The organism is Curtobacterium sp. WHRI 8282 (assembly GCF_040223925.2).
Taxonomy (GTDB): domain Bacteria; phylum Actinomycetota; class Actinomycetes; order Actinomycetales; family Microbacteriaceae; genus Curtobacterium; species Curtobacterium flaccumfaciens.
Genome location: NZ_JBEHCD020000001.1, coordinates 291336 through 317598, shown reverse-complemented (window position 1 = coordinate 317598; position 26263 = coordinate 291336). Strand labels below are relative to the sequence as shown.

Genomic DNA, 26263 nt, shown 5'->3' with positions numbered 1-26263 from the left:
CGCGCGTGACAGACGCGCTCAGTCGCGCGTCGTGATCCCGAAGGGCGAGCTCTCGAGGTTCGTGAAGTTCCCCACCGTCGCCCGGACGGTGCACGACGGGGCGACGGACAGTGCGGTGACCACGAGCCCGTCGGATGACACGGCCAACGCGCCCGAGCAGCCGTCGGCGAACCGTACGCCGGACTCCCCGCCGGCCACGTCGACGAGCATCTGCGACGGGCGCCCGCTGCTCGGACTGCGGTAGAGCGGGTTAAGCTCGTCGGCGCCGTTCGGCCAGACCGGCACCAGGGTCACCGGCAGTGCCGTCTGGCTGACCGTCCGGTCGGGCGTCCGGACCTCGACGCCCTGCAACCGCTGGACGGGGTAGGCCGTCCCGCGCACGGTGTCATCGGTCACGGCTGCGGTGGTCGCCTCGCCGACGCCGTCGAGCCAGGTCTGCAGCGCTGCACCGTCCTCGACGGCGAGTCGCACCGAGGCCTCGACCGTGACGTCTCCGCCGGCGGGGACCTCGACGCCGGACAGGCTCCACGCGCACGCGGTGTCCACGCCGGTCAGTGACGGCTGGTTGCGCTTCGCGGTGATGCCCTCGCCGGACCAGGTGACCGCGGGGCAGGAGGCTCCCGAGCGGGCACCCGGCAGCACCTCGAGGAACGGTCCGCTGAGGGTGGCCGCCTGCGCCGCGTACGTGACGCGCAGGTCCACGGTGCCCTTCGCCGGGTCGATGGTGGCGCGCCGTGTGGTCGCCAGCCCGGTGGGCAGTGGCCGGTCCTGCTGGTAGGCGTTGGCGGCCTGTGCGGTCGCGGTACCGGTGCCCGGCGTCTTCCGGAGGGCCCCTGGCAGCCACACGACGCCACCGACGACCAGCGCGGCGACGAGCACGACGCCGATGCCGCCGAACAGGAGCGCACGGTCGGTCAGCCACTCGGGGCGGGCGAACCGACGCGTCGGTTCGGGCTCAGTGGCCGGTGCAGCGGGCAGTGGCTGCCGCGCCATCGGCCGGATGACGGTCTGCGACCCGGCGGGGCCGAGCTCCGGGGCCGGCCCGACGACCGCGGCGTCGTCCCCGGTGGCGGTGGTCCGGGATCCCGCCGCGTCGTCGGGACGGACCCCACGGACGACGGTCGCCGGACGCTCGACCTCGTCGAACGAGTCCGGGTCGCTGGAGGCGACCAGCGCGGGTGCCGAGGCGAGGGACCGTGCGAGCCGACGGAGGGTCCCCGCCGCGTCGGTCGCCGACGGCCGGGCGTTCGGGTCCTTCGCGAGCAGGGCGGACACCGCGGCCCACAGGGCGTCGGGCACGTCGAGCGGGGGCGGGTTCGAGGTGACGTGGCGGTACGCCACGGCGAAGTCCGTGCCCGGTCCGGCGAACGGTGTGCGACCGGACAGCAGCTCGTAGAGCATGACCCCGGCACCGTAGACGTCGGCTGCCGGACCCGAGCGTCCGTGGCTGATCGACTCGGGTGCCATGTACTGCGGCGTGCCGAGGAGCCCGGTGGTCGTGCGTTCACGTTCGGCGACGACCGACGCGATCCCGAAGTCGGTGACCCGGACGGCGCCGGTGGCACCGGGGACCCACGCGGTCCGGAGCAGGACGTTGTCGGGCTTCACGTCACGGTGGGTGACGTCCTGCTCGTGCGCCGCGGTGAGTGCGTCGAGGGTCTCGGCGGTGATCGTCAGGGCGTCCCGCGGGAGGAGCGGACCGTTCGCCGCGAGCAGGTCGCGGGCGGACCCACCCGGCACCAGGTCCATGACGATCGCGAGCCGGTCGCCCTCGACGACGAGGTCGCGGACGCGCACGATGGACGGGTGCTGCAGGGCGAGGAGCACCGAGCGTTCGCGGACGAAGCGCTCGACGATCTGCGGGTCGGCGGCGAGTTCGGCACGCAGGAGCTTGGCCGCGAAGGCCTCGCCGGTCGCGGAGTGCTCGACCCGCCAGACCTCTCCGGTGGCGCCGGTCCCGAGGAGCTCGACCAGTCGGTAGGACGCACCGAGCGGTTCGCCCTGGCCGTACTGCCCTTGACGGTCCTGCGCCACGCGTTCCCCGATCCCCCGATGGCCGACCCCTCGCCGACCACGCAATGTTACCGGCCGGCGGCCTGCTCCGGCGCCGCGTACTGCACGTCGATCGCGTGCTGCGTGAACCCCGAGCGCCGGTACAGCGCCAGCGCCGGCTCGTTGTCCCCCTCGACGTACAGTGCGGCGGCGGTCAGGCCGCGGCCGCGCAGCCGAGCGGTGCCCGCACGCATGAGCACACCGCCGAGTCGCTGCCCCTGCAGGTCGGGCCGCACGGCGACGGCGTAGAACTCGCCGATGCCGTCCTCGACCTTGAGCCAGCACGAGCCCGCGAGCTGCCCGGAGGCGTCGCGGAGCAGCAGCAGGTCCTCGCCTGCGAACCAGTCGTCGGCCTCGCGTGCGTGCAGGTCGTCGAGCGTCATCCGACCCTGCTCGGGGTGGTGGGCGAAGGCGGCGGCGTTCAGCGCGAGCCAGTCGGTCTCGTCGTCGGTCCCGGGGCGGAACGCCGACAGGGAGTAGCCGTCTGGCAGCGCCACGTCGACATCGGACTCGGCGACGGGTGCCCGGAGCTGCAGCAGCGTGCGGACCGCGCGCCAGCCGAACCGGTCGGCCAGTGCACGCGCTGCCGGGTGGTCCCCGTGCGCCCACGCGAGCCGGGGAGCGGCCCCGCCGCCCAGCGCGAGTGCCTGCGACACCAGGGCCGTGCCGATGCCCCGGCCACGGGCCTCCTGGGCGACGACGAGTTCCAGCTCGCCGTCACGGACCACCGCGACCCCGTGGTCGACGGTCAGGACGGTCGCGCGCCCCGCGCGGACGTCGACCAGGGTCTGGTCGGAGAACGGGGGAGCCTCGCCGGGGGCGACGAAGCTGCCGAGATCGGGGAGCACTACTGCCCCATCAGGCGCTCGGCCTCGTCGTCGTAGACGTTGAAGCGGTACCCGACGTTGCGGACGGTGCCGATGAGCGACTCGAGGTCGCCGAGCTTGGCGCGCAGCCGTCGGACGTGCACGTCGACCGTGCGGGTGCCACCGAAGTAGTCGTAGCCCCAGACCTCGCTGAGCAGCTGCTCGCGGGTGAAGACGCGTGACGGGTGGGTGGCGAAGAAGCGCAGGAGCTCGAACTCCTTGAACGTCAGGTCGAGCGGCCGGCCGCGCACCTTGGCGGAGTAGCTGGCCTCGTCGATGACGACACCGGACGCCTGGATCTTCGAGCTCGTCTGGCCCTTCGCCGCACGACCGGCCGACAGCCGGATGCGGGCGTCGATCTCGGCCGGGCCGGCGCTCTCGAGCACGACGTCGTCGACGTTCCAGTCGCTGTTCACCGCGGTCAGCCCGCCCTCGGTGACGACGAGCACGATCGGCGTGGTCGACCCCGACGAGGCGAGGATCTTGCACAGGGCCTTCGCGCTGACCAGGTCGGTGCGGGCGTCCACGAACATCAGGTCGCTCTGCGGGGCGTTGACCAGCTGTGCGGCCTCGGCCGGCACGTGGCGGATCCGGTGGCTCAGGAGGCCCAGGCTCGGCAGGACGTCTCCGGGCGCGGTCGAGGTGAGTACCAGGAGCTGTGCCACAGGACCTCCGGAGGTGGATGACGTCGTGGAGACATCCTAGTGATGCTCGGGAAGGACTCATCCGGCCGGACGGATTGCGCGTCGTCCCGCACCGCACCGTGCGAGCACCGCACCGCACGGTGCGTGCGTTCCGCACGTCCCTGACATGATGGAGCGCGTGACCGAGCCCGTGCACCCCACCGACCAGCGTCGCCTGCGGCTGACGTCCGTCCTGCCGGTCTGGGTGCTGGCGGTCGTCGGGGCCGTGCTCGTGCTGACCGTGGCCGAGCGCGATGCCTTCGCCTGGCTGCTGCTCGTCTTCGTCGCCTGCGTGATGGTCAGCTTCGTGCTGCAGCTCATCACCGCCACGAAGGACGGTCTGGTCGAACGGATCAGCATCGCGTCGTCCGGGGCGTTCGTCGTGGTCCTCGTCACCGCGGTGGTGCTCCTGGCGCGTTGAGCGGAGCCGCGTAGACTCCGAGCATGGATTCGCTGCTTGCGCTCGAGCTCTTCTACGTCGGCCTCCTCGGCCTGGCGTCGCTCGCGATCGCGTTCATCTCGGTGGTCGTCGTCGTGAAGCTGTTCAAGGGCCAGCGTTGATCGAGCTGCCCGATGGCCTCGCCCCCGAACTGGTCCCGCTGTCGTGGCTGGTCGGCGTGTGGGAAGGCACCGGTGTGGTCGAGTACCCGGTCGGTGACGACGACGAGGTCCGGAACTACGAGTTCGGCCAGCGCGTCAGCTTCAGCCACGACGGTCTCCCGTACCTGAACTACTCGTCGACCACGTGGCTGCTCGACGACGACCACACCCCGCTCGCCGCCGAGATGGGCTACTGGCGGATCGACCGTCCCACCGAGCCGGGCGACCGCGGCCCCGCGATGCTCCTGGGCGACGGCCCCACGCCCTTCAGCACGGTCGAGAGCGTCGAGGCGCTCCGCAACACCACTGACGGCTTCGACGTCGAGGCCGCGATCATCCACCCGACGGGCGTCAACGAGCTCTACGTCGGCCGTGTGCTGAAGGGCCGGATCGACCTGTCGACCGACGCCGTGCTGCGCTCGCCGAACGCGAAGGACTACTCCGCCGCGACCCGCCTGTACGGACTGGTCGAGGGCAAGCTCTTCTGGGCGTGGGACATCGCCGCGCTCGGTCGCGAACTCACCTCGCACGCCTCGGGGCAGCTCGCGAAGGTCGACTGATGTCGGTGTTCGCCGCGCGTGACGGCTTCGTCGCCGCCGACTCCGTCGCCGCGCACTTCGGCAACCCGATCGGGGAGCAGCGCCTGCTGACCCGGGGGCGTGCCGTCGTCGAGCTCGGACTCGGTGTCGTCACCGTCACCGGACCGGACCGGCTGTCGTGGCTCAACTCGATCACCTCGCAGCAGCTCACCGGGTTGCCGACCGGCGTCAGCACCGAGACGCTCGTGCTCGACCAGGCCGGACGCGTCGAGCACGCGGCCCGCGTCGTCGACGACGGTGCGACGGCCTGGCTGCTCACCGAGCGCGCTGACGCCGCGCCGCTCGCCGGGTGGCTCGACTCGATGCGCTTCATGCTCCGGGTCGAGGTCGCCGATCGCTCCGCCGACTTCGTCACCCTCGGCTGGTTCGGGGCGGACGCCCCGTTCGCCTCCGTCGAACTGCCGGAACCGCCCGTCGCCGAGTGGGTCGACCCGTGGGGCGCCGTCACGCCGGGCGGGTGGGGCTACGCCGATCAGGAGGCCCACCCCGGCTCCGACTGGACCCTCCGCATCGCCGTGGTCACCCCCGGCACCGCGACCGCGATCGCCGCGTCGGACGTGCCCGTCGCGGGGCTGCTCGCGTACGAGGCGCTGCGGATCGCCGCGTGGCGCCCGACCCTGTCCGACGTGGACGAGCGGACGATCCCGCACGAGCTCGACTGGCTGCGCTCCGCCGTGCACCTGTCGAAGGGCTGCTACCGCGGGCAGGAGACCGTCGCCAAGGTCCACAACCTCGGGCACCCGCCGCGACGGGCCGTGCTGCTGCACCTCGACGGGTCCGACGGCGTGCTGCCGGCCCCCGGGGCCCCGGTGCTGCTCGACGAGAAGCCCGTCGGCCGGCTGTCGGCGTCGGCGATCCACCACGAGCTCGGTCCCATCGGGCTCGCCGTGGTCAAGCGCTCGCTCGACCCCACCGCGACCCTGCGGCTCGAGGCCGACGACGTCGTGGTGACCGCGGCGCAGGAGACCATCGTCCCGCCCGAGGCCGGTGCCACGGCGAACGTCCCGCGCCTGCCCCGCCTCGGAGCCGTCAAGCGCTCGTAGCCTGCGCGCTGAGGGTCGCAAGACACCGGTGTTCGCCGGTCGCACCGCGGTTCGCGGGTGTTCGGAGCGCGAACACCGGTGTCCTGCGTGCTGGCGTCAGGCGGGCTCGACGGCCGACCACGGGACGCTGAGCTCACCGAGCCGCCAGCGCGTCACCCCGTGCAGCACCGGCCAGCCGCGGTCACGCATCCCGCGCACGGTGGCGATCCACCGCTGCCGGGGCCCGTACGTGCCGAGCGGTGCGGCGACCGCCCACGACAGGTCGAGGTCCCGCAGGAACGCGTGCACCCGTTCGCCGGGCACGTTGCGGTGGATCAGCGCCTTCGGCAGGCGCTCGGCGACGATCGAGGGCACGTCGAGCCCGGCGAGCCGGAGGGACACCGTGAACGTCTGCGGCGCGACGTCGTCGAGCGTCACCCACGAGGCCACCCGACCGACCTCGCTGCAGGTCCCCTCGACGAGCGCACCGCCGGGCTGCAGCCGGTCCTGCATGATCCGCCACGACCCGACCACCGCGGACTCGTCGTACTGCCGCAGCACGTTGAAGGCCCGGATGACGGCGGGCCGGCGCTGCCCGGGCGTCGGCGTCTCGAAGCCCCCCAGTCGGAACGTCACGCCGTCGCGGGTCCCGGCGTTCGCGAGCGCGACCCGCGAGGGCTCGATCTCGATGCCGGTCACCTCGACGTCGGGTCGGACGGCGGCCAGCCGGTCGCGCAGTTCGAGGGTGGTGGTCGGAGATGCCCCGTAGCCGACGTCGGCGACGAGCGGGTCGTCCGTCCGGCGCAGCACCGGCAGGGTCGCGATCCACCGGTCGACGCGGCGGAGCCGGTTGTACCCGGTCGTCCCGCGCGTCACGTTCCCGATGGGCATGCGTCAAGGGTACGGGGCCGGTACCGCTCGGTAGACTCGGAGGCATGACCTCCACGCTCGTCCTGCTCCGTCACGGCAACAGTGACTGGAACCAGAAGAACCTGTTCACCGGTTGGGTCGACGTCCGGCTCAGCGAGCTGGGCGAGAAGGAGGCGAAGCGCGCCGGCGACCTCATCGCCGAGTCCGGCATCGTCCCCGACGTCCTGTACACCTCGCTCCTGACCCGTGCGATCCAGACGGCGGACATCGCGCTGCTGCAGGCCGACCTGGCCTGGCTGCCGGTGAAGCGCGACTGGCGCCTCAACGAGCGCCACTACGGCGACCTGCAGGGCAAGGACAAGGCCCAGACCCTGGCCGAGTACGGCGAGCAGCAGTTCATGGAGTGGCGCCGTTCGTTCGACGTCCCGCCGCCCCCCATCGCCGACGACGCCGAGTGGTCGCAGTTCGGTGACCGCCGCTACGCCGAGCTCGGCGACCAGCTGCCCCGCACCGAGTCGCTCAAGCTCGTGATCGACCGCCTGCTGCCGTACTGGGAGTCCGACATCACGAAGGACCTCGCCGCCGGCAAGACCGTGCTGGTGACGGCCCACGGCAACTCGCTGCGTGCGCTCGCGAAGCACCTCGACGGCATCTCCGACGATGACATCGCCGGCCTGAACATCCCGACGGGCATCCCGCTGGTGTACGAGCTCGACGACGACTTCACGCCGACGAAGCCCGCGTACTACCTGGACCCCGAGGCCGCCGCAGCCGGCGCCGCCGCCGTGGCCGCCCAGGGCGCCAAGAAGTAGCACCCACGCGAACGACGAAGGCCGCAGTCCCGACGGGGGCTGCGGCCTTCGCTGTGTCGACGTCGAAGCCGAGCCCCGCGCATCGGGACGCTCAGACGAAGTGCGACGCGATCTCCTGCACCAGTGCCCCGACGTCGTAGGGCTTCGTCGTGTCGACCCGGATCACCGGGACGCCGGGCAGCCCGACGGGCCGGGCGTCGTCGCCGTGCTCGTCCCAGAAGGCCAGCACGTCGGCCAGGTCCCCGTGCACCTCGTGCCGCACCGGCACGGTGCCCGGTTCGTACCGGTCGCGCAGCCGCTGCTCGGCGGTGGCGCGGTCCGTGTCGCACCACACCTCGACGGCGCGAGGCGACCCGGCGGACGCGAGTCCGGCCTCCAGGAGGTCCCGGTCACGCGACGGCAGCCAGACGGCGTCGAGGACGACCCCGTTCTCGACGGCCCGCGCCATGGACCACATCGTGTCCATCGCGATGCCGCCGAGCGGGCGCGAGGCGATCATCGGGCCGACGACGTCGGCGAGGGGCTCCTTGATGCGGTCCTTCGACAGGAACGGGCAGCCGAGCACCTCGGCGAGTGCCGTGCCGATGCTGCTCTTGCCGGAACCGGGCATGCCGTTGACGATGATCGCGACCTGGGCCATGCCACGATCCTCGCAGACCGATCGGGCCGGGTCAGACCGATCGGGTCGGGTCAGACCGCCGCGGTCGAGGTGGACGCGCCGGTCCAGTCGCCGGTCGCCAGGTACTCGACCTTCTTGGCGATCGAGACCGCGTGGTCGGCGAAGCGCTCGTGGTAGCGGGAGGCCAGGGTGGCGTCGACGGTGTCGATCGGACCGCCCTTCCAGGCCTCGCCGAGCACGAAGTCGAAGACGCTGGCGTGCAGCTCGTCGACTGCGTCGTCCTCGTCGCGGATCTCGGCCGACAGCGCGATGTCCTCGGTAGCGAGCAGCCGCGTGAGCTTCTGCGCCATCGCGACGTCGTGCCGGCCCATCTCCTTGAACGTGCTGCGCAGGCCCTTCGGCACAACCTTCTCGGGGAAGCGCTGGCGGGCGAGCTGCGCGATGTGCTCGGCCATGTCGCCCATGCGCTCGAGCGAGGAGCTGACGCGCAGGGCGGTGACGACGACGCGCAGGTCGCGGGCCACCGGTGCCTGGCGGGCGAGGATGTCGATCGCGATCTCGTCGAGGCTGTTCGCGGCGAGGTCGATCTTCTCGTCGTCGGCGATCACCTCTTCGGCGAGGGCGACGTCGGAGTCGCTGAAGGCCTGGGTGGCTCGGGTGATGGCGGACTCGACGAGCCCGGCGATCTCGGTCAGTCGCTCCTGGACGTCCTGGAGTTCCTGCTGGAAGACTTCGCGCATGGGGGAGTACCTCTCTCTGCGTACCGGACGAGTGTCGTCAGCCCAGGTGAACGAACGGTGACGCGGGGCTGAACGCTTCGCGTTCTGGCCTTCCGCAGACGGTGAACGGTACCGGAACCCCGCATGACCATCCCTACACTGGCGGCATGGACAACGCGTGGCTCGTGCCACTGTCGATGCTCCTCGGCGGGGTCTTCGGCGCGGGCGTCGTGGTGCTGATCATCACCGCCGAGCGGACGGCTCGTGCTGCCGACGTGGCGGAGCGGACCCTGCCGGACGGCGTCGCAGCGGTCATCGCGACGATGCACAACCCGGCGGTCGTCATCGACCCGTCGAACACCGTCGTCGCGGCATCCCCCCAGGCCCTCACGGCGGGCCTCGTCGTGCGCCGACGCCTCGTGCACCACGAACTGCTCGAGCTCATCGACCGGGTGCGCAAGAGCGGGGAGATGGGGTCGGAGGACCTCGAGCTGCCGCGTGGCCGCCACGGGGAGCTCATCGGCTACCTCAGCTTCCGTGCCGCCCAGCTCGGCAACCGGTACGTCCTGCTCACGGCCGACGACCTGACCGAGAGCCGGCGCATCGACGAGGTCCGCCGCGACTTCGTCGCCAACATCTCGCACGAGCTGAAGACGCCGATCGGCGCCATCGGCCTGCTGTCCGAGACCCTCGTCCTCGCCGCCGACGACCCCGCGCACGTGAAGAAGTTCGCCGCGCAGCTGATCACCGAGTCCGAGCGGCTCGGGGCGCTGACGAAGGACATCATCGAGCTGTCCCGGCTGCAGTCCGTCGACGCGCTCGAGAACAGCGAGGAGACCGGCATCGACAAGATCGTGCAGGCCGCGATCGACGCGAACGAGGTCGTCGCCCGCGCCCGCTCGATCGAGATCATCCGCGCCAAGAAGTCGAAGCTGCGGGTGATGGGCGACCGCGGGCTGCTGCAGGTCGCGGTGTCGAACCTCATCGCCAACGCGGTGAAGTACTCCCCGGACAACACCCGCGTCGGTGTCGGCGTGCGGTCGTCGAAGGGCTTCGTCGAGATCGCGATCACCGACCAGGGCGTCGGCATCCCCGAGGCCGACCTCGACCGCGTCTTCGAACGGTTCTACCGTGTCGATCCCGCACGGTCGCGCGCCACCGGGGGCACCGGCCTCGGGCTCGCGATCGTCAAGCACGTCGTCAGCAACCACGGTGGTGACGTGCGCGTCTGGTCGCAGCCCGGCAAGGGCTCGACCTTCACCATCCGTCTGCCCGAGGCAGATCCCGAACTGACCACAGCACTCGAAGAGCAACTGGAAGAGCAGCCATCGTGACCAAGATCCTCATCGTCGACGACGAGCCGGCCCTGAGCGAGCCCCTGGAGTTCCTGCTGCAGCGTGAGGGGTACGAGACCTCCGTCGCCGCCGACGGCGTGACCGCGCTGTCGAAGTTCGACGCGGAGAACCCCGACCTGGTGCTCCTCGACCTGATGCTGCCGGGCCTGAGCGGCACCGAGGTGTGCCGGCAGATCCGGACCCGGTCGAACGCGCCGATCATCATGCTGACCGCGAAGGACTCGGAGGTGGACATCGTCGTCGGGCTCGAGCTCGGCGCCGACGACTACGTGACGAAGCCGTACTCGACCCGGGAGCTCCTGGCCCGGATCCGCGCCGTGCTCCGTCGCCGGACCGAGGACGACCCGGCGGACAGCGGGATCCTGCAGGTCGGCGGCATCCGGATGGACGTCGAGCGGCACACGGTGTCGGTCGACGGGTCCGAGACCCCGATGCCGCTCAAGGAGTTCGAACTCCTCGAGCTGCTGCTCCGGAACGCCGGCCGTGTGCTGACCCGCGGGCAGCTCATCGACCGGGTGTGGGGTTCCGACTACTTCGGCGACACCAAGACCCTCGACGTGCACATCAAGCGCATCCGCTCGAAGATCGAGCGGGTCCCGTCGACCCCCGAGATCCTGGTGACGGTCCGCGGCCTCGGCTACCGCATCGAGGCCTGAGGCGGACGGACAGGAGGCCCGGTGCGAGTCCCTGGGACTCGCACCGGGCCTCCTGTGCGAACGATCCGGGCGCGGTGTCAGCCGCGCCCGTCGGCGTCAGTTGGTGCCGTTGTCGCCCTCGGACGAATCCGTCTGCGAGTCGGTCGGCTGCGTGCCGGGGACGGCCTCGCCGGTCGACTGCGCGCCGCTCTCGGACGGCGACGTCGAGGTGGGCGTCGGGGTCGGGCTCGGCGCGAGGGTCTGGTACTCCTCCTGCGAGCTCGTCAGCACCGGCACGTTCGCCGAGACACCCTCGGCGTCGGGGTAGCTGAAGTAGACCTTGACGAGCGAACCCGGCTTCGCGTCCGCGTTGTCGAACACGATCGGCTCGGCGTCACCGGCGGTGGTGCCCTGCGTGGTGTCGCCCTCTTGCACGCTCGATTCGTCGTCGCTGCCCGCACCCGCTGCCATGGCGAGGTCGACGTGGGTGTTCGCCGGCACGTCGACGGTCTGGGTGTCGCCGCCGATCTCGATCGAGACGGTGTAGTCGTCCTGGTCGTCGTTGTTCACGAGCGTGCCGATGAAGCGGGCGCTCTCACCGTCGTCCGAGATCAGGAGGGCGTTCCGCACGTCGACCTTGCCGGTCGAGACGTCCACGCCGTCGGTGATCTGCTTGATGTCGACGGTGTGGGCCGGCGACATGAACTCGCACCCGGTGGCGCCGAGCGCGATGGTTGCCGCAACGGCGACGGACACGAGTACCCGAGGTCGCAAGAGATTCCTCCGTAAGTCACGATGAGGACCGGGCGGTCCCCGCGCCCATCCTAGCGATCACCGGGAGGGGTGAGCGTTGAGGGTCCCCTTACCGGAACGGCCCTTGTGGTAAACTGGATGTCTGGGAACGGAGCCTGATACATGCAATTCGAGGTCGGCGAGACCGTCGTCTACCCCCATCACGGGGCGGCAACCATCTCTGAAGTCAAGACTCGCGTCATCAAGGGCGAGGAAAAGGTCTACCTGAAACTGCGGGTGACGCAGGGTGACCTGACGATCGAGGTCCCGGCGGACAACGTCGACCTGGTCGGCGTCCGCGACGTGATCGGCAAGGAAGGACTCGACAAGGTGTTCGAGGTCCTCCGGGCGCCGTTCACGGAAGAGCCCACCAACTGGTCACGCCGCTACAAGGCGAACCTCGAGAAGCTCGCTTCCGGTGACGTCATCAAGGTGTCCGAGGTCGTCCGCGACCTCTGGCGGCGGGATCAGGACCGCGGGCTCTCCGCGGGTGAGAAGCGGATGCTGGCCAAGGCCCGGCAGATCCTGATCTCCGAGCTCGCGCTTGCCGAGAAGACCGACGAGGACAAGGCATCGACCGTCCTCGACGAGGTCCTGGCTTCCTGAGCCTGACGACAGCACACTGAACACGACAGCACGAACGACGACCGCACGGTTCCCCGAAGGGGTGGACCGGGCGGTCGTCGTCGTTGCGGCCGGTTCCGGCACCCGGCTCGGCATCGGGACCGCGAAGGCGTTCGTGCCCGTGGCCGGTTCGCTCATGCTCGCGCGGGCGCTCGAACCCCTGTTCGCCTTGCCGTCACCGACGCTCGTCGTCGTGGTCGCACCGGCGTCGCACCTGGAGGAGTGCCGGCAGGTGGTCGGTTCGGTCGCGGGTGCTGCGGTCGCGTACACGGCCGTCGTGGCCGGAGGCGCGGATCGCCACAGTTCCGTCGAGGCCGGCCTGGCCGTCCTGCCGGACTCCGTCGCCACGGTGCTCGTGCACGACGCGGCGCGGTGCCTCACCCCCGCGGCACAGTTCTCGCGGGTGTTCGACGCCGTCGCCGCCGGTGACGGTGCGGGCGTCGTCCCGGCGCTCCCCGTCACGGACACGGTGAAGCGGGTCGACGGTGACGTCGTCGTCGAGACCGTCGACCGTGCGGCGCTCGTCGGGGTGCAGACGCCGCAGGGCTTCCCGCTCGCGACACTGCGGCGTGCGTACGCGGTGTCGTCGCAGTCCGAGACGGACGACGCCGGGGTGTTCCAGGCCGTCGGGGGCACCGTCCGGTTCGTGCCGGGTGACGCCGACGCCTTCAAGATCACGACGCCGTGGGACCTCGGCCGGGCCGAGTCGATCGTGCGGGCGCGGACCGAGGCGAACGGTGGTGCTGGTGCCGGAGCCGGCACCGGACCCGGTGCGGGGACGGCCGACGCCGTCGTCGCGGTCCGACTCGGGCTCGGGGTCGACGTGCACGCCTTCGACGACGCCTCGCCCTGCCGCGTCGGCCTGCTCGACTTCCCCGGCGAACCCGGCCTCTCGGGGCACAGCGACGGCGACGCGGTGGCGCACGCGGTGTGCGACGCCCTGCTCTCCGCCGGGGGCCTCGGCGACATCGGCGGACGCTTCGGCACCGCTGATCCGCAGTACGCCGGTGCCACGGGCGACGTCTTCGTCCGGGGTGCGGTCGCGCTGCTCGCCGACGCCGGGCTCGTGCCGGTGTCCGTCACCGTGCAGGTCATCGGCAACCGGCCGCGCATCGGACGTCGCCGCGACGAGATGCAGGACGCCCTGTCCGCGGTCGTCGGTGCGCCCGTCGCCGTGTCCGGCACGACGACCGACGGCCTCGGCTTCACCGGCCGTGGCGAGGGGCTCGCGGCGATCGCCACGGCACTCGTGCGTCCCTCCTGAAACCGCGGCCCCGCGCCGATTAGGGTTGAGGCGTGACCGTTCGCCTCTACGACTCCCGCGCCGCAGCCGTCGTCGACCTCGTGCCCCTGGTCGACGGACACGTGAGCGTCTACGTCTGTGGTCCGACGGTGCAGTCGTCGCCGCACATCGGGCACCTGCGGTCCGCGCTCGTCTACGACATCTGGCGTCGGTGGCTCACCCACCGCGGGTACCGGGTGACCCTGGTGCGCAACGTCACCGACATCGACGACAAGGTCCTCGACCTGGCGGCCGGCACGGACGAGGAGTGGTTCGCCCGCGCCTACCGGGTCGAGCTCGAGTTCACGGCCGCGTACAACACCCTCGGCATCCTGCCCCCGACCTACGAGCCGCGGGCCACGGCGAGCGTGCCGCAGATGCACGAGATCATCCAGCGCCTCATCGACCGCGGGCACGCCTACGCCGCCGACGACGGCTCGGGCGACGTCTACTTCGACACCGGCAGCTGGGCCGACTACGGGGTGCTCACCCGGCAGCGGCGCGAGGACATGGTCGAGGCCGCCGACGCCGACCCGCGCGGCAAGCGCGATGCCCGTGACTTCGCGCTCTGGAAGGGTGCGAAGCCCGGTGAGCCGTCGACGGCCAACTGGGACTCCCCGTGGGGCGCCGGCCGCCCGGGCTGGCACATCGAGTGCTCGGCGATGTCCCGTCGGTACCTCGGCCCGGCGTTCGACATCCACGGCGGCGGGCTCGACCTGCGCTTCCCGCACCACGAGAACGAGCTGGCGCAGTCCACGGCCGCCGGGGACCCGTTCGCGTCGTACTGGCTGCACAACGGCCTGGTGACCGTCGAGGGCCAGAAGATGTCGAAGTCGCTCGGCAACTCGATCTTCGCCGCGGACTTCCTCGGATCCGCTCGTCCCGCCGTCGTGCGCTACTTCCTCGGTGCCGCCCACTACCGCTCGTCGATCGACCACCACGAGGGTTCCCTGGCCGAGGCCGAGGCGGCGTACGACCGCATCGCCGGGTTCCTCGAGCGCGCCGAGACCCGACTCGAGGGCGTCCACCTCGCCGACGCCCCGGCCGTGCCCGAAGCCTTCGCCGCCGCCATGGACGACGACCTCTCCGTGCCCCAGGCCCTGGCCGTGCTGCACGAGACCGTGCGCACCGGCAACGCCGCCCTGGACGCCGACGATGCGGAAACGCTCGGGACCGCGTACCATCAGGTGGCTGCGATGGTGGAGGTGCTCGGCATCGACCCGCGAGCCGCCCACTGGTCGGGCGGCGGCCACGACACCTCGGCAGGCCCGCTCGCCGCCCTCGTCGAACGCCTCGTGCAGGAGCGCGCGGACGCCAGGGCAGCACGGGACTTCACCGCGGCCGACCGCGTGCGCGACGACCTCGCCGCCGCGGGCATCACGATCGAGGACACGCCGTCCGGAACACGCTGGAGCATCGCCTGAACACGGCAGTGCCGAACAGGAGCTACGCATGAAGAACGTCTCGGGAAGCAAGAAGGGTCGGCCCGGCGCCGTCCGCACCGGTCGCAAGGGCAACAAGCAGGTCGGTTCCGGCGGACAGGGCGCCCAGGCGCTCGAGGGCCGCAAGCCGACCCCGAAGGCCGAGGACCGCCCGTACCACCCCGCCGGCAAGCGCAAGGCCGCGAAGGACCGCTTCGAGGCGGCCAAGGGTCGGCACGGTTCCTCGAGCACCCCGCAGGGTCGCACGGGCCGTCCGCCGGCACGCAAGACCGACGACTCCGAGCTGGTGACCGGGCGCAACTCCGTGCTCGAGGCCCTGCGGACGAAGACCCCGTCGTCGACGCTCTACATCGCGTCGCGCATCGAGGTCGACGACCGCGTGAAGGAGATCCTCGCGCTCGCCAACCACCGTGGCGTGCCGATCATCGAGCTCATGCGTCCCGAGCTCGACCGCATCACCGGACACGACAGCGTGCACCAGGGCGTCGCGCTCAAGGTGCCGGCGTACCAGTACGCCGTGTCCGAGGACATCGTCGAGCAGGCGTTCTCGCGCGACCAGGTCCCGCTGCTCGTCGCGCTCGACGGCATCACGGACCCCCGCAACCTCGGCGCGATCATCCGCTCGACCGCGGCCTTCGGCGGGCACGGCGTCATCGTGCCGCAGCGTCGTTCGGTCGGCGTGACGGCGTCGGCGTGGAAGACCTCGGCCGGTGCCGCCGCACGCACGCCCGTCGCGATGGCCCCGAACCTCACGCAGACCCTGAAGTCGCTGAAGTCGATGGGCCTGTTCGTCCTCGGCCTGGACGGCGACGGTGACGTGGAGCTCGACGGCCTCGAGCTCGCCGACCGTCCGATCGTGATCGTCGTCGGTTCCGAGGGCAAGGGCCTGTCGCGCCTGGTCACCGAGACGTGCGACGCGATCGTGTCGATCCCGATCTCGAGCGCCACCGAGTCCCTGAACGCCGGCATCGCCGCGAGCGTCACTCTGTGGGAGGTGGCGCGGCGCCGTCGCACCGCGTAGCCGCAGCACTTCGTGAGCAGGAATGGTCGCCTCCCCGAGCGGGAGGCGACCATTCCTGCTCACGGTGCTGCCTGGGGCGGGCTCGAAGGGTCAGGACACGTCGGCTGGTGCCCGCCGTGCGGTCACGCGTCGTCGCTGCGCGACGCCGCAGACGACGGTCTGCGACCGGTCGGCGCCCACCCGGCGGGGTGTCCTGACCGCTCGACGTCCAACGTCACCACAGGCGGGGCTGGGCGTGACGGTCTGGAGGGCCGGTGCCGGTCCCCGGGACCCGCGCCGGGCCTCCAGGCGGTCGCGTTGCCGACCCCCGAACGGTCAGGACACGTCGGCTGGTGCCCGCCGTGTGGTCACGAGTCGTCGCTGCGCGACGCCGCCGGCGACGGTCTGCGACCGGTCGGCGCCCACCCGGCGGGGTGTCGTGACCGAGCGGAGACCGCGTCAGACCGTGGCGCGCCAGTCGTCGACGTCGTCGGACTCGTCGGACCCGTCGGCGTCGTCGTCGTCCAGCACCGGGATCGGCACGGTGATCGACGAGGTCGGCGGGTTGATGAGCAGGCGCTCGTCGCGACGGTGTCGGAGCACGTCGTTGATGTAGGCGGTCGTGGCCTCGGGCAGGGAGACGGAACGCTCCTCTTGCTGGGACATGAACCAGCGGTGCTCGAGCAGCTCGTGGAACACCTCGGCGGGTTCGAGACGGCCGCGCAGGTCACGGGGGATCGAGCGGACGACGGGCTCGAAGACCCGTGAGACCCACTCGTGCGCCACCATCTCCTCGTCGAGTTCGTCACGGCCGTTGCGGGCACGGTACGAGTCGAGGTCGTTGAGCAGGCGCCGGGCCTGGTTCTCGCCGGCGTCGAGCCCGGTGAGCCGCAGCAGTCGGCGCTGGTGGTGCCCGGCATCGACGACCTTCGGCTGGATCCGGACCTGCGAGCCGCCCTCGGTCGTGTGGATCGAGAGCTCCTCGATGTCGAAGCCGAGCTCGTTCAGGCGCTCGACGCGGTCGTTGATGCGCCAGCGTTCCTTGATGTCGAACTGCTCGGTGCCGGTGAGCTCGGTCCAGAGCGTCCGGTACTGGGCGACGATGCGGTTCGAGACGTCGACGGGGTCGGCGTTCTCGTCGAGTCGTCCGCCGGCCTCGAGGTCGAGCAGCTCGCCGGCGATGTTCACGCGGGCGACCTCGAGGTCGTTCTCGCGCTGGCCGTTCGACAGCCCGCCGGGGTAGAGCTTGCCGGTCTCGGCGTCGACCAGGTACGCGGCGAAGGCTCCGGCGTCGCGACGGAACAGCGTGTTCGACAGGGACACGTCGCCCCAGTAGAAACCGATGACGTGCAGGCGGACGAGCAGCAGCGCGAGGGCGTCGACCAAGCGGGTGGCGGTCTCGGGGCGCAGCGTCTGCGAGTAGAGCGCGCGGTAGGGCAGGGAGAACCGCAGGTGGCGGGTCACCAGCACGGGGTGCAATGGTTCACCGTCGGCGTCGACGCGGTTCGTGATGACCGCGACCGGGTCCACGCACGGCACGTCCATGCGCTGCAGGGTCCGGAGCATCTCGTACTCGGACCGGGCGACCTCTTCGCCGGTCTCCTTCACCGCGGCGACGTACCCGCTCAGGTGCACGAACCGCACGAGGTGCCGCGAGATGCCCTTCGGCAGCGCGACGATCGTGTCGTCGGGCCAGTCGGCGAGCGGCAGGTCCCACGGCAGGTCGAGCAGGCCGGGGTCGACGGTGGCGGCGGTGATGGACATCGAGTCGGGCACGGTGGTTCCTCTGGTGTCGGGGACAGCCGAGAGCCCGCGTCCGCCCTTGTGAGGCGGGCGCGGGCTCTCGGGGGAGTGCGCTGGTTACGCGCTGACGACGGCCTTGTCGTCGAGGCGGTCGCCCGACTCGGTGTCGAAGGCGTGGACGTGGCCCTGCTTCGGCGTGATGACGATCGTGTCACCGATCGACGGGTGCGCACGACCGTCGACACGGGCGACGATGTCGGCGCGCTGGCCGTTCACGTCGGCGTGACCGTAGAGGTAGCCGTCGGCGCCGAGCTCCTCGACGACGTCGACCGTGACGGGCAGGCCCTCGCCGGACTGCGACACGATGACGTCCTCGGGGCGGATGCCGACCGTGATCTGTGCGGCACGGGCGTTCGACAGGGTGTCGCGGTCGATCGCGTGGTTGAGCGTGCCGAACCTGATGCCGCCCTCGATGACGTCGGCGGGCAGCAGGTTCATGGCCGGCGAACCGATGAAGCCGGCGACGAACACGTTGTTCGGCTTCTCGTACAGGTCGCGCGGGGTGCCGACCTGCTGCAGGATGCCGTCCTTGAGCACCGCGATGCGGTCACCCATGGTGAGCGCCTCGGTCTGGTCGTGCGTGACGTAGACCGTGGTGACGCCGAGACGACGCTGCAGCGACGCGATCTGCGTGCGGGTCTGGACGCGGAGCTTGGCGTCGAGGTTCGACAGCGGCTCGTCCATGAGGAACACCTGCGGCTGACGGACGATCGCACGGCCCATCGCGACACGCTGACGCTGACCACCGGAGAGCGCCTTCGGCTTGCGGCCGAGGTAGTCCTCGAGGTCGAGGAGCTTGGCGGCTTCCTGCACGCGGGTGGCGCGCTCTTCCTTGCCGACGCCGGCGATCTTGAGCGCGAAGCCCATGTTCTCGGCGACGGTCATGTGCGGGTACAGCGCGTAGTTCTGGAACACCATCGCGATGTCGCGGTCCTTCGGCGGGACGTCCGTGACGTCGCGGTCGCCGATGCGGATCTGACCGGAGTTGACCTCTTCGAGGCCGGCCAGCATGCGGAGCGAGGTGGACTTGCCGCAGCCCGAGGGGCCGACGAGGACGAGGAACTCGCCGTCGGCGACGTCCAGGTCGAGGGAGTCGACCGCGGGACGGTTGCCTCCGGGGTAGAGACGGGTTGCCTTGTCATAGGTGACGGACGCCATGAGCGTTCGGTCCTTCCTTCACCGGCAGGTACGTGCCGGACGATCCGAGTGAAGCGGTGTGCCCGTACGGGCCCCGGACAGTCGCCGTCGACTGTCGAGGTTCATACAACACGAGTTCACCCGGGTGCGCCAGTGTTTTCCCCCTTGGTCGGCGGCTTCCCAGAGCGCCCCACTACAATCGCCGGGTCCGTCCGCCGAGCAGGGGAACGCCGAGCGGACACCGATCAGGAGGACGACGCACCGATGAACAACCGCCCCGAGGGTGCCGCCCGCGCCGCGCGGAACGAGCGCCGTGAAGCCGCCCGCCAGCGAGCCCAGCGTGCCCGGACCCAGCAGAAGCGACGCCAGCGTGGTGTCCGGCTCGGCCTGCAGATCGGGCTCGGGGTCGTGCTGCTCGCCGCCGCGACGATCGTCACGCTCGTGCTGGTCGACTCCGTGAAGCCCGCCGGCCCCGGCCCGTCGACCATGTCGCAGGGCGGGATCACCATCGGGCAGGGTCTGAAGCCCGTCGCGGCGTCCGCGTCCGGATCGGCCTCCGCGTCGCCGAGCAGCGCCGCGACCGAGGGGGCCGGCACCGTCCGGATCACCCTGTACGTCGACTACCTCTGCCCGGGCTGCGCCCAGTTCGAGCGGGCGAACGGCGACTACATCAAGGACCTCGTCGACTCCGGTGCGGCCACGGTCGACATCCACCCCGTCGCGATCCTGTCGAACCGCTCGCAGGGCACGAAGTACTCCCTCCGCGCCGCGAACGCCGCCGCCTGCGTGGCCGAGCACTCCCCGAACCAGTTCTACGCGGTGAACCAGGCGCTCTTCGCGAAGCAGCCGGACGAGGGCACCGCGGGCCTGACGGACGCCGAGCTCACCGACGTCGTCACGGGCGTGCAGGGGCTGCAGGAACGCAGCGCCGTCCGGAGCTGCATCGCCGACCAGGACTACGCCAAGTGGGTGGACGAGCAGACGACGGCGGTGTCCGGGGGCACGATCCCCGGCTCGACGCTCGGGGAGTTCCCCGGCACCCCGCTCGTGCTCGTGAACGGGCAGCGCTACGAGCTGACCTCCCCGGTCACGAACGACGACTTCCGCACCTTCGTGGTGACGGCCGCCGGGGCGACCGACGCGACCCCGACGCCCACGCCCAGCGCGACCCCGTCTGCCACGCCGACCAAGCGCTGACAGCCGGACGAGCGCTGACGTCTGGACGAGCGCTGACGTCTGGACCAGCGCTGACGTCTGGACCAGCGCTGACGCGCTGACCACGGACGGGAGGCCCGGTGCCAGCTGGCACCGGGCCTCCCGTCCGTCACCGGTGCGGTTAGAGGGCCGAACCCGGGATGCTCAGGGTGTCGCAGCTCGTCGCGCCCTGCTGGTAGCCCCGCAGGAACCAGCGCTGCCGCTGCTCGCTCGACCCGTGCGTGAACGAGTCCGGGTCGACGCGGCCGGTCGCGCGCTCCTGGATGCTGTCGTCGCCCACGGCGCTCGCCGCCGACAGGGCGTCGGTGATCTGGGAGCGGGTGATCGGTTCGAAGAAGGTCTCGCCGTTCGCGTCCTTCGTCGTGGCGGCGTCGCCGACCCAGGCTCCGGCGTAGCAGTCCGCCTGCAGCTCGACGCGGACACTGCCCGACGACGCACCCGTGCCGGAGCGGTCGGTGTTCGCGAACGACCCCTGCAGCTGCTGCACGTGGTGGCCCCACTCGTGTGCGACGACGTACATCTGCGCGAGCGGACCGCCGGACGAGCCGTACTGCGACTGCAGGTCGTCGTAGAACGCGGTGTCCAGGAAGATCGCACGGTCCGGCGGGCAGTAGAACGGGCCGGTCGCGGCCGAGGCCTGCCCGCACGAGGTGTCGGTGGAGTCCTGGAACAGGAAGAAGTCCGGTGACGTGTACGAGATGCCGAGCGACCGCGCCTCCGACGTCCAGTAGGCGTCGAGCGACTCGGCCGCGCCCTCCATCCGGCACTCGACGCGCAGGTTGGCGTCCCGCCCGGTCCGGCACTCGGGGGCAGGGTCGGGTGACTCACCCTCCTGCTGGATCGTCGTCAGGCCGGTGCCGCCGCCGACGATCCCGCTCAGGTCGACACCGGTGAACTGCAGGATCAGGAACACCACGATGGCGCCGACACCCACGGCGCCTCCGCCGATCGCCGTGGTGCGGCCCCGCCGCTTGACCTTGCCGCCCCGGAGTTGCGAGTCGTCGTTGAACGTCATGATCCCGAACCTACCGATCAGCACCTCCCGATCAGTGGCCCCGCGTACCGTCGGCGGCGTCGGCCACCCCGACACCTCTCGTACAACCGGAAGGAACCGCACAATGGCCACTCCCATCAGCACCGTGATGAGCCCCGCCCGCTACGTCCAGGGCAAGGACGCGATCACCCGCGTCGGCGAGTTCATCGCCCCGATCGGCAAGCGGCCCCTGATCGTCGCCGACGACGTGGTCTGGGGCATCGTCGAGACCGCCGTCACCGAGAGCTTCCGATCCGCCGACCTGGCCGTGGAGCGTGTCGGGTTCGGCCGCTTCGCCACCCCCGAGGCCGTCGACGAGCTCGTCGAACAGATCCGCACGAAGGACGCCGACGTCATCGTGGGGCTCGGCGGTGGCTCCGCGATCGACGCCGCGAAGGCCGCTGGGCACCTCGCCGGCATCCGGTGGGCGAGTGTGCCGACCGCCGCGTCCACCGACGCCCCGACCTCGGCGCTCGCCGTCATCTACACCGCCGAGGGCGAGTTCATCGAGTACCGCTTCTTCCCGCACAACCCGGACCTGGTGCTCATCGACACCAGACTCGTCGCCAACGCGCCGGTGCAGTTCCTGGTCGCGGGCATCGGCGACGCGCTGGCGACCTGGGTCGAGGCCCGTGCCGCGAAGCGCGCCAACGCCGACACCATGGCCGGCGGCCTGCAGACCCAGACCGGCGTCGCGCTCGCCGAGCTGTCGTGGAAGCTCCTGCACGAGAACGCCCTGCAGGCGATCGAGGCCGTCAAGGCCAAGGTCGTCACCCCGGCGCTCGAGAAGGTCGTCGAGGCGAACACGCTGCTGTCCGGCCTGGGCTTCGAGTCCGGTGGGCTCGCCGCCGCCCACGCGATCCACAACGGGCTGACCGCGGCTCCGCAGGCGCACGGCCTGGCGCACGGTCAGAAGGTGAACATCGGGACGATCGCGCAGCTGGTGCTCGAGGGTGCCCCGGCCGAGGAGATCGAGGACTTCGTCGTCTTCACCACGAAGGTCGGCCTGCCGAACACCCTGACCGAGATCGGCCTGACGGTGGACGACCGTGACGTGCTGCGCGCCGTGGCCGAGGCTGCGACGGTGGAGGGCGAGACCATCCACAACATGCCGTTCCCGGTGACGCCGGAGCTCGTGGTCGACGCCCTGGTCGCCATCGAGGGCATCGCACGCAGCATCCGCGCCGAGCACGGTCTGCCGGAGCCCGTGCTGTACGAGCACCACTGACTGTCGAGGGGTCAGGTGCGCATCAGCGGCTCCATCGTGGCCAGGTCCGCACCGATCCCGACGTCGACGAGTTCGATCCGCCCGGCGAGGGTGGCGGCGGGTCCGGTCAGCAGGCCGGCCTTCACACCGCCGAAGGTGACGGTGACGTCGGCGTGCAGGACGTGGTCGTCCGCGACGCCGCCGGTGTCCACGTCGATGCCGCTCGGCACGTCCACCGCGACGACGAACGGCGCACGCTGGTCGCGGGCGAGCTCACGGATGGCGTCCACGACCTCGCGTGCGGGGGACCGCAGCGCGTTCGCGCCGTGCACCCCGATGCCGAGGATGCCGTCGAGCACCAGGTCGGCCTCGAGCGCCGCCTCGGTCGCGACGTCCGCCAGGAGCTCGCCCTCGCTCCGGCCGGCGGCCCGCAGGATGTCGGCCGCTCCGCCCGCGTTCGGTCCTGAGGCGCCGGACGGGCCGTCCAGCAGACGGGCGCCGGCGTCCAGCGCCGCTGCCAGGCCGGCCTCGTGGACACGGGAGCCGACGCGCAAGACCGCCACGTGCCTCCCGTCCGCTGCCAGGCGAGCACCCGCGAACAGGGCGTCACCGCCGTTGTCGCCGCTGCCGGCGAGCACGAGGACGGATCCCGGCCCGTCCACCGGCCGCACGGCCGGGTCGTCCAGCAGGTCGCCGACGATGCGCGCGAGCCCGTCGGCGGCGCGCTGCATCAGGGGTTCCCCCGCGTCGAGGTGGGGGCGTTCCGCCGCCCGGATCTGATCGCCGCCGTAGCCGTCCATGGCCACCACACTGCCCCGATACGCTTGAGAGGACATGTCACTCGTCCCCGAAGCGCCCCGCCCCCGGTTCGTGATGTCGCCCGACGGGCTGCGACTCGCGACCTACGACTTCGGCGACCCCGACGCCCCGGCCGTCATCGCGGTGCACGGCTTCGCGTCCGGTGCGGTGCTCAACTGGCACGCCTCGGGCTGGACGCGGCACCTGGTCCGTGCCGGCTACCGGGTCCTGGCACTCGACCAGCGCGGGCACGGCGCGAGCGCGAAGCCGCACGACCCGGGCGCCTACTCGATGGACCTGCTCGTCGCCGACGTCACCACGGTCATCGACACGTACCTGCTCGACGACGTGGCGTTCCTCGGCTACTCGCTCGGCGCACGGGTCGGCTGGCACACCGCCGAGCGGCTGCCGGGCCGGATCTCGCGCGCGGTGTTCGGCGGGATCCCGGACGCCGACCCGATGCGTCGCGTCCGCGTCGACCAGGCGAAGGCGTACATCGCCGACGGCACCCCCATCGAGGACCGCGTCACCAACGGTTACCTCACGATGGCGGGCAACGTCGAGGGCAACGACCTCGGCGCGCTCGTGGCCATGGTCGAGGGGATGCGGAACAGCATCGAGCCGACCCCGGAGAACGCCCCGGCGCAGCCGCTCCTGATCGCCGCGGGCAGCGAGGACGGCATCCGCGACAGCGCGGTCCGGCTCGCCGAGGCCGCACCGGACGCCACCTTCTTCGAGATCCCGGGGCGCAACCACTTCAACGCCCCGACCTCGCCGGGCGGCACCGGGCGTACCGTCCCCGCCATGGACTACAGACTCCTCGGCAACAGCGGGACATCGGTGTCGACGCTGACCCTCGGCACCATGACGTTCGGCAGCGAAGCCGACGAACCCACCTCACACGCCATCCTCGACGCCTTCGTGGCCGCCGGTGGCACGCTCGTCGACACGGCGGACGTCTACTCCGGCAACGAGTCCGAGCGGATCATCGGCCGCTGGCTCGCCGCACACCCCACCGAGGCCGCACAGGTCGTCCTCGCCACCAAGGGCCGGTTCCCGCAGGGCGACGGCCCGAACGACCTCGGCCTGTCCCGACGACACCTGCGCGTGGCCCTCGACGCCTCGCTCGAGCGGCTCGGCGTCGACCACATCGACCTGTACCAGATGCACGCGTGGGACGCCCTGACCCCCATCGACGAGACCCTGCGGTTCCTCGACGACGCCGTGTCCGCCGGCAAGATCGGCTCCTACGGGGTCTCGAACTACCTCGGCTACCAGGTCACCAAGGCCGTCTACGAGGCGAAGGCCCACGGCTGGGCGCCGCCGGTCACCCTGCAGCCGCAGTACAACCTGCTCGTCCGCGACATCGAGCACGAGGTCGTGCCCGCCTGCCTCGACGCCGGCATCGGCCTGCTGCCCTGGTCGCCGCTGGCCGGCGGCTGGCTCTCCGGCAAGTACCAGCGCGACGAGGCCCCGACCGGCGCCACCCGCCTGGGCGAGAACCCGCAGCGCGGCATGGAGGCGTGGGAAGCCCGCAACGGTGACGAGCGCACGTGGGAGGTGCTCGACGCCGTCTCCGAGGTGGCCGACGCCCACGACGCCTCGAAGTCGCAGGTCGCACTCGCCTGGCTGCTGGCCCGGCCCGCGGTCACGAGCGTGATCCTGGGCGTCCGCACCCTGTCGCAGCTCGAGGACAACCTCGGTGCCGCGGACCTGGTGCTCACCGACGGCGAGCTCGACCGGCTGACCGACGCCAGCGCTCCCCGCATCGACGACTACCCCTACGGCACGGCCGGCGTCGCGCAGCGGGAGCGGAAGATCACCGGCGGACGCTGAGCCGGCGGGCGCTGAGCCGGCGGACGGTGACCGGACAGGACCGCTGCGCGTTCGTGCACATCGTGCGGATTTCCGCGGATGTGGGGTGCGGGTGTGGACGTGCGGGTCGGTGAGGTGTCATCCTCGTCGCACGACCGGCTGGTTACCGCGTCCAGCGCCCGGAACGCCCCCTGATCCGCGTTCCGTGTGCCGATGCCCCGGGCGAGACTTCGCCCGGGGCATCGCTCTGTCCACGGGAGCGCGAGTCCCCGTCACACGACCGCCGGCTGTGGTCCGTGGACCCGTTCCGGCGCCGAGAGCGTGCGCCCCGTTGCCCACGGCGCGAGCCGGGTGCGGTCGAGCAGGAGCGCGACGGTCCAGGGCACGACCGTCGCCGCGACGAACACGAGGGGCAGCGGGAGGACGGGCTCCGCGACCCAGATGATCGCTGCGTGGAGCAGCACCACGGTGATCCCGACCGACGCCAGCCGTGACACGACCGCGGCGGTGTGCCCGTGCACGAAGTCGTCGAGGGCGAGTCCGATCAGGACCAGCCCGCTGCACAGGACGATCGCTGTGACGACGCTGAGCAGGGGCGTGCCGAAGTCGGCCCGCTTGAGGTCGAGTGGCCGGCTGCCCAGCGCGACCGCGGTGCCACCGGCGACCAGGCACACCGCACCGACGAGTGCGGGACGTCCGATCCGTGGCAACCACCGGCGCGCGACCGACCCGGCCAGGACGAACACCAGGGCGGCGATCGCGGTACCGGCGCTCTCCGGCGGGAGCCGGACGACACCCGGCACGACAGTGGCGACGGTGACGGCTGCGAGCGCGACGGTCCACGGCACCCATGGTCGCCAGCGCTCGAGGAAGCGCAGCACGACCGTGGCGACGGCGAGGGCGGTGACGAACCAGAACGCCGAGTACGGCCGGCCGACGTACTGCCCGCCGAGGAACGGACGGAGCAGGTCGAGGGGCTGCCGGGCGGCGTCCGACGAGATCGCCCACGGGAACCACGCGAGGCTGATCACGACGAACCATCCCAGGTAGGGACGGATCAGCGTGCGCCACCGCCCCCGGACCTCAGCGCGCAGCGGTCGGCCGGGCTTCCAGAACCAACCGGTGAGGAAGAAGAACACCGGTACGTGCCACGGGTAGAGCGTGGCGACGGTGAACTCGTTCGTCCAGACGTGCCCGGCGACGACGGCGGTGACGCCGAGCACGCGGACGACGTCGATGCCTGCAGAACGCGATATGTCGACCATATGACAGATAGTATATCA

25 protein-coding genes and 1 pseudogene are annotated in these 26263 nt (G+C 71.4%); 14 read left to right on the top strand and 12 right to left on the bottom strand.

Annotation, left to right across the window (positions count from 1 at the left end; all coding sequences use genetic code 11):
- Positions 1 to 18 precede the first annotated feature (18 nt).
- From ABRP24_RS01580 to ABRP24_RS01570, 3 genes are read right to left on the bottom strand one after another with little or no spacing between them, the layout of a single operon-like run.
- Entirely contained in the window at positions 19 to 2034 is a 2016-nt protein-coding gene (locus tag ABRP24_RS01580) for a protein kinase (protein WP_349847726.1), read from the bottom strand.
- Between the two features lie 47 nt (positions 2035 to 2081).
- Complete coding sequence (gene mshD, locus ABRP24_RS01575; RefSeq protein ID WP_214522061.1) at positions 2082 to 2900, bottom strand: mycothiol synthase; 819 nt, start codon at positions 2898 to 2900, stop codon at positions 2082 to 2084.
- Complete coding sequence (locus ABRP24_RS01570) at positions 2900 to 3583, bottom strand: response regulator transcription factor (RefSeq protein WP_017888078.1); 684 nt, start codon at positions 3581 to 3583, stop codon at positions 2900 to 2902. The genes mshD and ABRP24_RS01570 overlap by 1 nt, the downstream gene beginning before the upstream one ends.
- 157 nt (positions 3584 to 3740) lie before the next feature.
- Between ABRP24_RS01570 and ABRP24_RS01565 the strand changes: the two genes are divergently transcribed.
- The 3 genes from ABRP24_RS01565 to ABRP24_RS01555 all read left to right on the top strand — a co-directional run bounded on the left by ABRP24_RS01565 (position 3741) and on the right by ABRP24_RS01555 (position 5843).
- Positions 3741 to 4022: a hypothetical protein gene (locus tag ABRP24_RS01565; RefSeq protein ID WP_128780538.1), complete on the top strand. Its 282-nt coding sequence runs from the start codon at positions 3741 to 3743 to the stop codon at positions 4020 to 4022.
- A gap of 136 nt (positions 4023 to 4158) precedes the next feature.
- Complete coding sequence (locus ABRP24_RS01560; protein ID WP_349847727.1) at positions 4159 to 4761, top strand: FABP family protein; 603 nt, start codon at positions 4159 to 4161, stop codon at positions 4759 to 4761.
- On the top strand, positions 4761 to 5843 hold the full coding sequence (locus ABRP24_RS01555; protein ID WP_349847728.1) for a folate-binding protein: 1083 nt from the start codon (positions 4761 to 4763) through the stop codon (positions 5841 to 5843). The genes ABRP24_RS01560 and ABRP24_RS01555 overlap by 1 nt, the downstream gene beginning before the upstream one ends.
- A gap of 96 nt (positions 5844 to 5939) precedes the next feature.
- Here the strand turns inward: ABRP24_RS01555 and ABRP24_RS01550 are convergent, their stop codons facing one another.
- Complete coding sequence (locus ABRP24_RS01550; RefSeq protein WP_349847729.1) at positions 5940 to 6713, bottom strand: class I SAM-dependent methyltransferase; 774 nt, start codon at positions 6711 to 6713, stop codon at positions 5940 to 5942.
- A 44-nt stretch (positions 6714 to 6757) separates the two neighbouring features.
- On the opposite strand from ABRP24_RS01550, the gene ABRP24_RS01545 reads away from it, so the two are divergent.
- Complete coding sequence (locus ABRP24_RS01545) at positions 6758 to 7504, top strand: phosphoglyceromutase (RefSeq protein ID WP_349847730.1); 747 nt, start codon at positions 6758 to 6760, stop codon at positions 7502 to 7504.
- A 91-nt stretch (positions 7505 to 7595) separates the two neighbouring features.
- On the opposite strand, the gene ABRP24_RS01540 is transcribed toward ABRP24_RS01545, so the two are convergent.
- Complete coding sequence (locus tag ABRP24_RS01540; RefSeq protein WP_035809234.1) at positions 7596 to 8144, bottom strand: AAA family ATPase; 549 nt, start codon at positions 8142 to 8144, stop codon at positions 7596 to 7598.
- A gap of 50 nt (positions 8145 to 8194) precedes the next feature.
- Positions 8195 to 8863 carry a phosphate signaling complex protein PhoU gene (gene phoU / locus ABRP24_RS01535; protein ID WP_027466613.1) on the bottom strand — a complete coding sequence of 223 codons (669 nt, stop codon included), beginning with the start codon at positions 8861 to 8863 and terminating at the stop codon, positions 8195 to 8197.
- 146 nt (positions 8864 to 9009) lie between these two features.
- On the opposite strand from phoU, the gene ABRP24_RS01530 reads away from it, so the two are divergent.
- Both ABRP24_RS01530 and ABRP24_RS01525 read left to right on the top strand, forming a co-directional pair.
- The gene (locus tag ABRP24_RS01530; RefSeq protein WP_027466612.1) at positions 9010 to 10176 is read left to right on the top strand and encodes a cell wall metabolism sensor histidine kinase WalK; all 1167 of its coding nucleotides are present in this window, start codon (positions 9010 to 9012) and stop codon (positions 10174 to 10176) included.
- Positions 10173 to 10853 (top strand): response regulator transcription factor, encoded by a 681-nt coding sequence (locus ABRP24_RS01525; RefSeq protein ID WP_027466611.1) that lies wholly within the window; start codon positions 10173 to 10175, stop codon positions 10851 to 10853. The genes ABRP24_RS01530 and ABRP24_RS01525 overlap by 4 nt, the downstream gene beginning before the upstream one ends.
- A 96-nt stretch (positions 10854 to 10949) precedes the next feature.
- Here ABRP24_RS01525 and ABRP24_RS01520 read toward each other — a convergent pair whose 3' ends face one another.
- Positions 10950 to 11606, bottom strand: coding sequence for a hypothetical protein (locus ABRP24_RS01520; protein ID WP_155896892.1), 657 nt, complete (start codon positions 11604 to 11606; stop codon positions 10950 to 10952).
- Between the two features lie 141 nt (positions 11607 to 11747).
- Here ABRP24_RS01520 and ABRP24_RS01515 point away from each other — a divergent pair, with 141 nt between their 5' ends.
- The 4 genes from ABRP24_RS01515 (at position 11748) to rlmB (ending at position 15993) form a co-directional block, all read left to right on the top strand.
- A complete protein-coding gene (locus ABRP24_RS01515) occupies positions 11748 to 12230 on the top strand; it encodes a CarD family transcriptional regulator (RefSeq protein WP_017888066.1) in 483 nt (160 codons plus the stop codon).
- 61 nt (positions 12231 to 12291) lie between these two features.
- A complete protein-coding gene (ispD, locus tag ABRP24_RS01510; protein ID WP_349847731.1) occupies positions 12292 to 13512 on the top strand; it encodes a 2-C-methyl-D-erythritol 4-phosphate cytidylyltransferase in 1221 nt (406 codons plus the stop codon).
- Between the two features lie 32 nt (positions 13513 to 13544).
- Complete coding sequence (gene cysS / locus ABRP24_RS01505) at positions 13545 to 14954, top strand: cysteine--tRNA ligase (protein ID WP_349847732.1); 1410 nt, start codon at positions 13545 to 13547, stop codon at positions 14952 to 14954.
- Between the two features lie 28 nt (positions 14955 to 14982).
- Positions 14983 to 15993: a 23S rRNA (guanosine(2251)-2'-O)-methyltransferase RlmB gene (gene rlmB, locus ABRP24_RS01500; protein ID WP_027466607.1), complete on the top strand. Its 1011-nt coding sequence runs from the start codon at positions 14983 to 14985 to the stop codon at positions 15991 to 15993.
- 438 nt (positions 15994 to 16431) lie between these two features.
- Here rlmB and ABRP24_RS01495 read toward each other — a convergent pair whose 3' ends face one another.
- Positions 16432 to 17748: a DUF4032 domain-containing protein gene (locus tag ABRP24_RS01495; RefSeq protein WP_111032331.1), complete on the bottom strand. Its 1317-nt coding sequence runs from the start codon at positions 17746 to 17748 to the stop codon at positions 16432 to 16434.
- Positions 17749 to 17832: 84 nt separating this feature from the next.
- Positions 17833 to 18933, bottom strand: a complete 1101-nt coding sequence (locus ABRP24_RS01490; protein ID WP_027466605.1) for an ABC transporter ATP-binding protein — start codon at positions 18931 to 18933, stop codon at positions 17833 to 17835.
- A 243-nt stretch (positions 18934 to 19176) separates the two neighbouring features.
- Here ABRP24_RS01490 and ABRP24_RS01485 point away from each other — a divergent pair, with 243 nt between their 5' ends.
- Positions 19177 to 20109, top strand: coding sequence for a thioredoxin domain-containing protein (locus ABRP24_RS01485; RefSeq protein ID WP_349847733.1), 933 nt, complete (start codon positions 19177 to 19179; stop codon positions 20107 to 20109).
- Between the two features lie 139 nt (positions 20110 to 20248).
- Here ABRP24_RS01485 and ABRP24_RS01480 read toward each other — a convergent pair whose 3' ends face one another.
- Positions 20249 to 21142 carry a neutral zinc metallopeptidase gene (locus ABRP24_RS01480; protein WP_349847734.1) on the bottom strand — a complete coding sequence of 298 codons (894 nt, stop codon included), beginning with the start codon at positions 21140 to 21142 and terminating at the stop codon, positions 20249 to 20251.
- A 103-nt stretch (positions 21143 to 21245) separates the two neighbouring features.
- Between ABRP24_RS01480 and ABRP24_RS01475 the strand changes: the two genes are divergently transcribed.
- Positions 21246 to 22388 (top strand): glycerol dehydrogenase, encoded by a 1143-nt coding sequence (locus ABRP24_RS01475; protein ID WP_349847735.1) that lies wholly within the window; start codon positions 21246 to 21248, stop codon positions 22386 to 22388.
- An 11-nt stretch (positions 22389 to 22399) separates the two neighbouring features.
- Here ABRP24_RS01475 and ABRP24_RS01470 read toward each other — a convergent pair whose 3' ends face one another.
- Positions 22400 to 23167: an NAD(P)H-hydrate epimerase gene (locus tag ABRP24_RS01470; RefSeq protein ID WP_349847736.1), complete on the bottom strand. Its 768-nt coding sequence runs from the start codon at positions 23165 to 23167 to the stop codon at positions 22400 to 22402.
- Between the two features lie 34 nt (positions 23168 to 23201).
- Here ABRP24_RS01470 and ABRP24_RS01465 point away from each other — a divergent pair.
- Positions 23202 to 23915 (top strand): annotated as a pseudogene (locus ABRP24_RS01465) (alpha/beta fold hydrolase); the annotation flags it as partial.
- 54 nt (positions 23916 to 23969) lie between these two features.
- On the top strand, positions 23970 to 25001 hold the full coding sequence (locus tag ABRP24_RS01460) for an aldo/keto reductase (protein WP_349847799.1): 1032 nt from the start codon (positions 23970 to 23972) through the stop codon (positions 24999 to 25001).
- A gap of 251 nt (positions 25002 to 25252) precedes the next feature.
- Here the strand turns inward: ABRP24_RS01460 and ABRP24_RS01455 are convergent, their stop codons facing one another.
- Positions 25253 to 26245, bottom strand: coding sequence for an acyltransferase family protein (locus ABRP24_RS01455; protein WP_349847737.1), 993 nt, complete (start codon positions 26243 to 26245; stop codon positions 25253 to 25255).
- Positions 26246 to 26263: the final 18 nt, after the last annotated feature.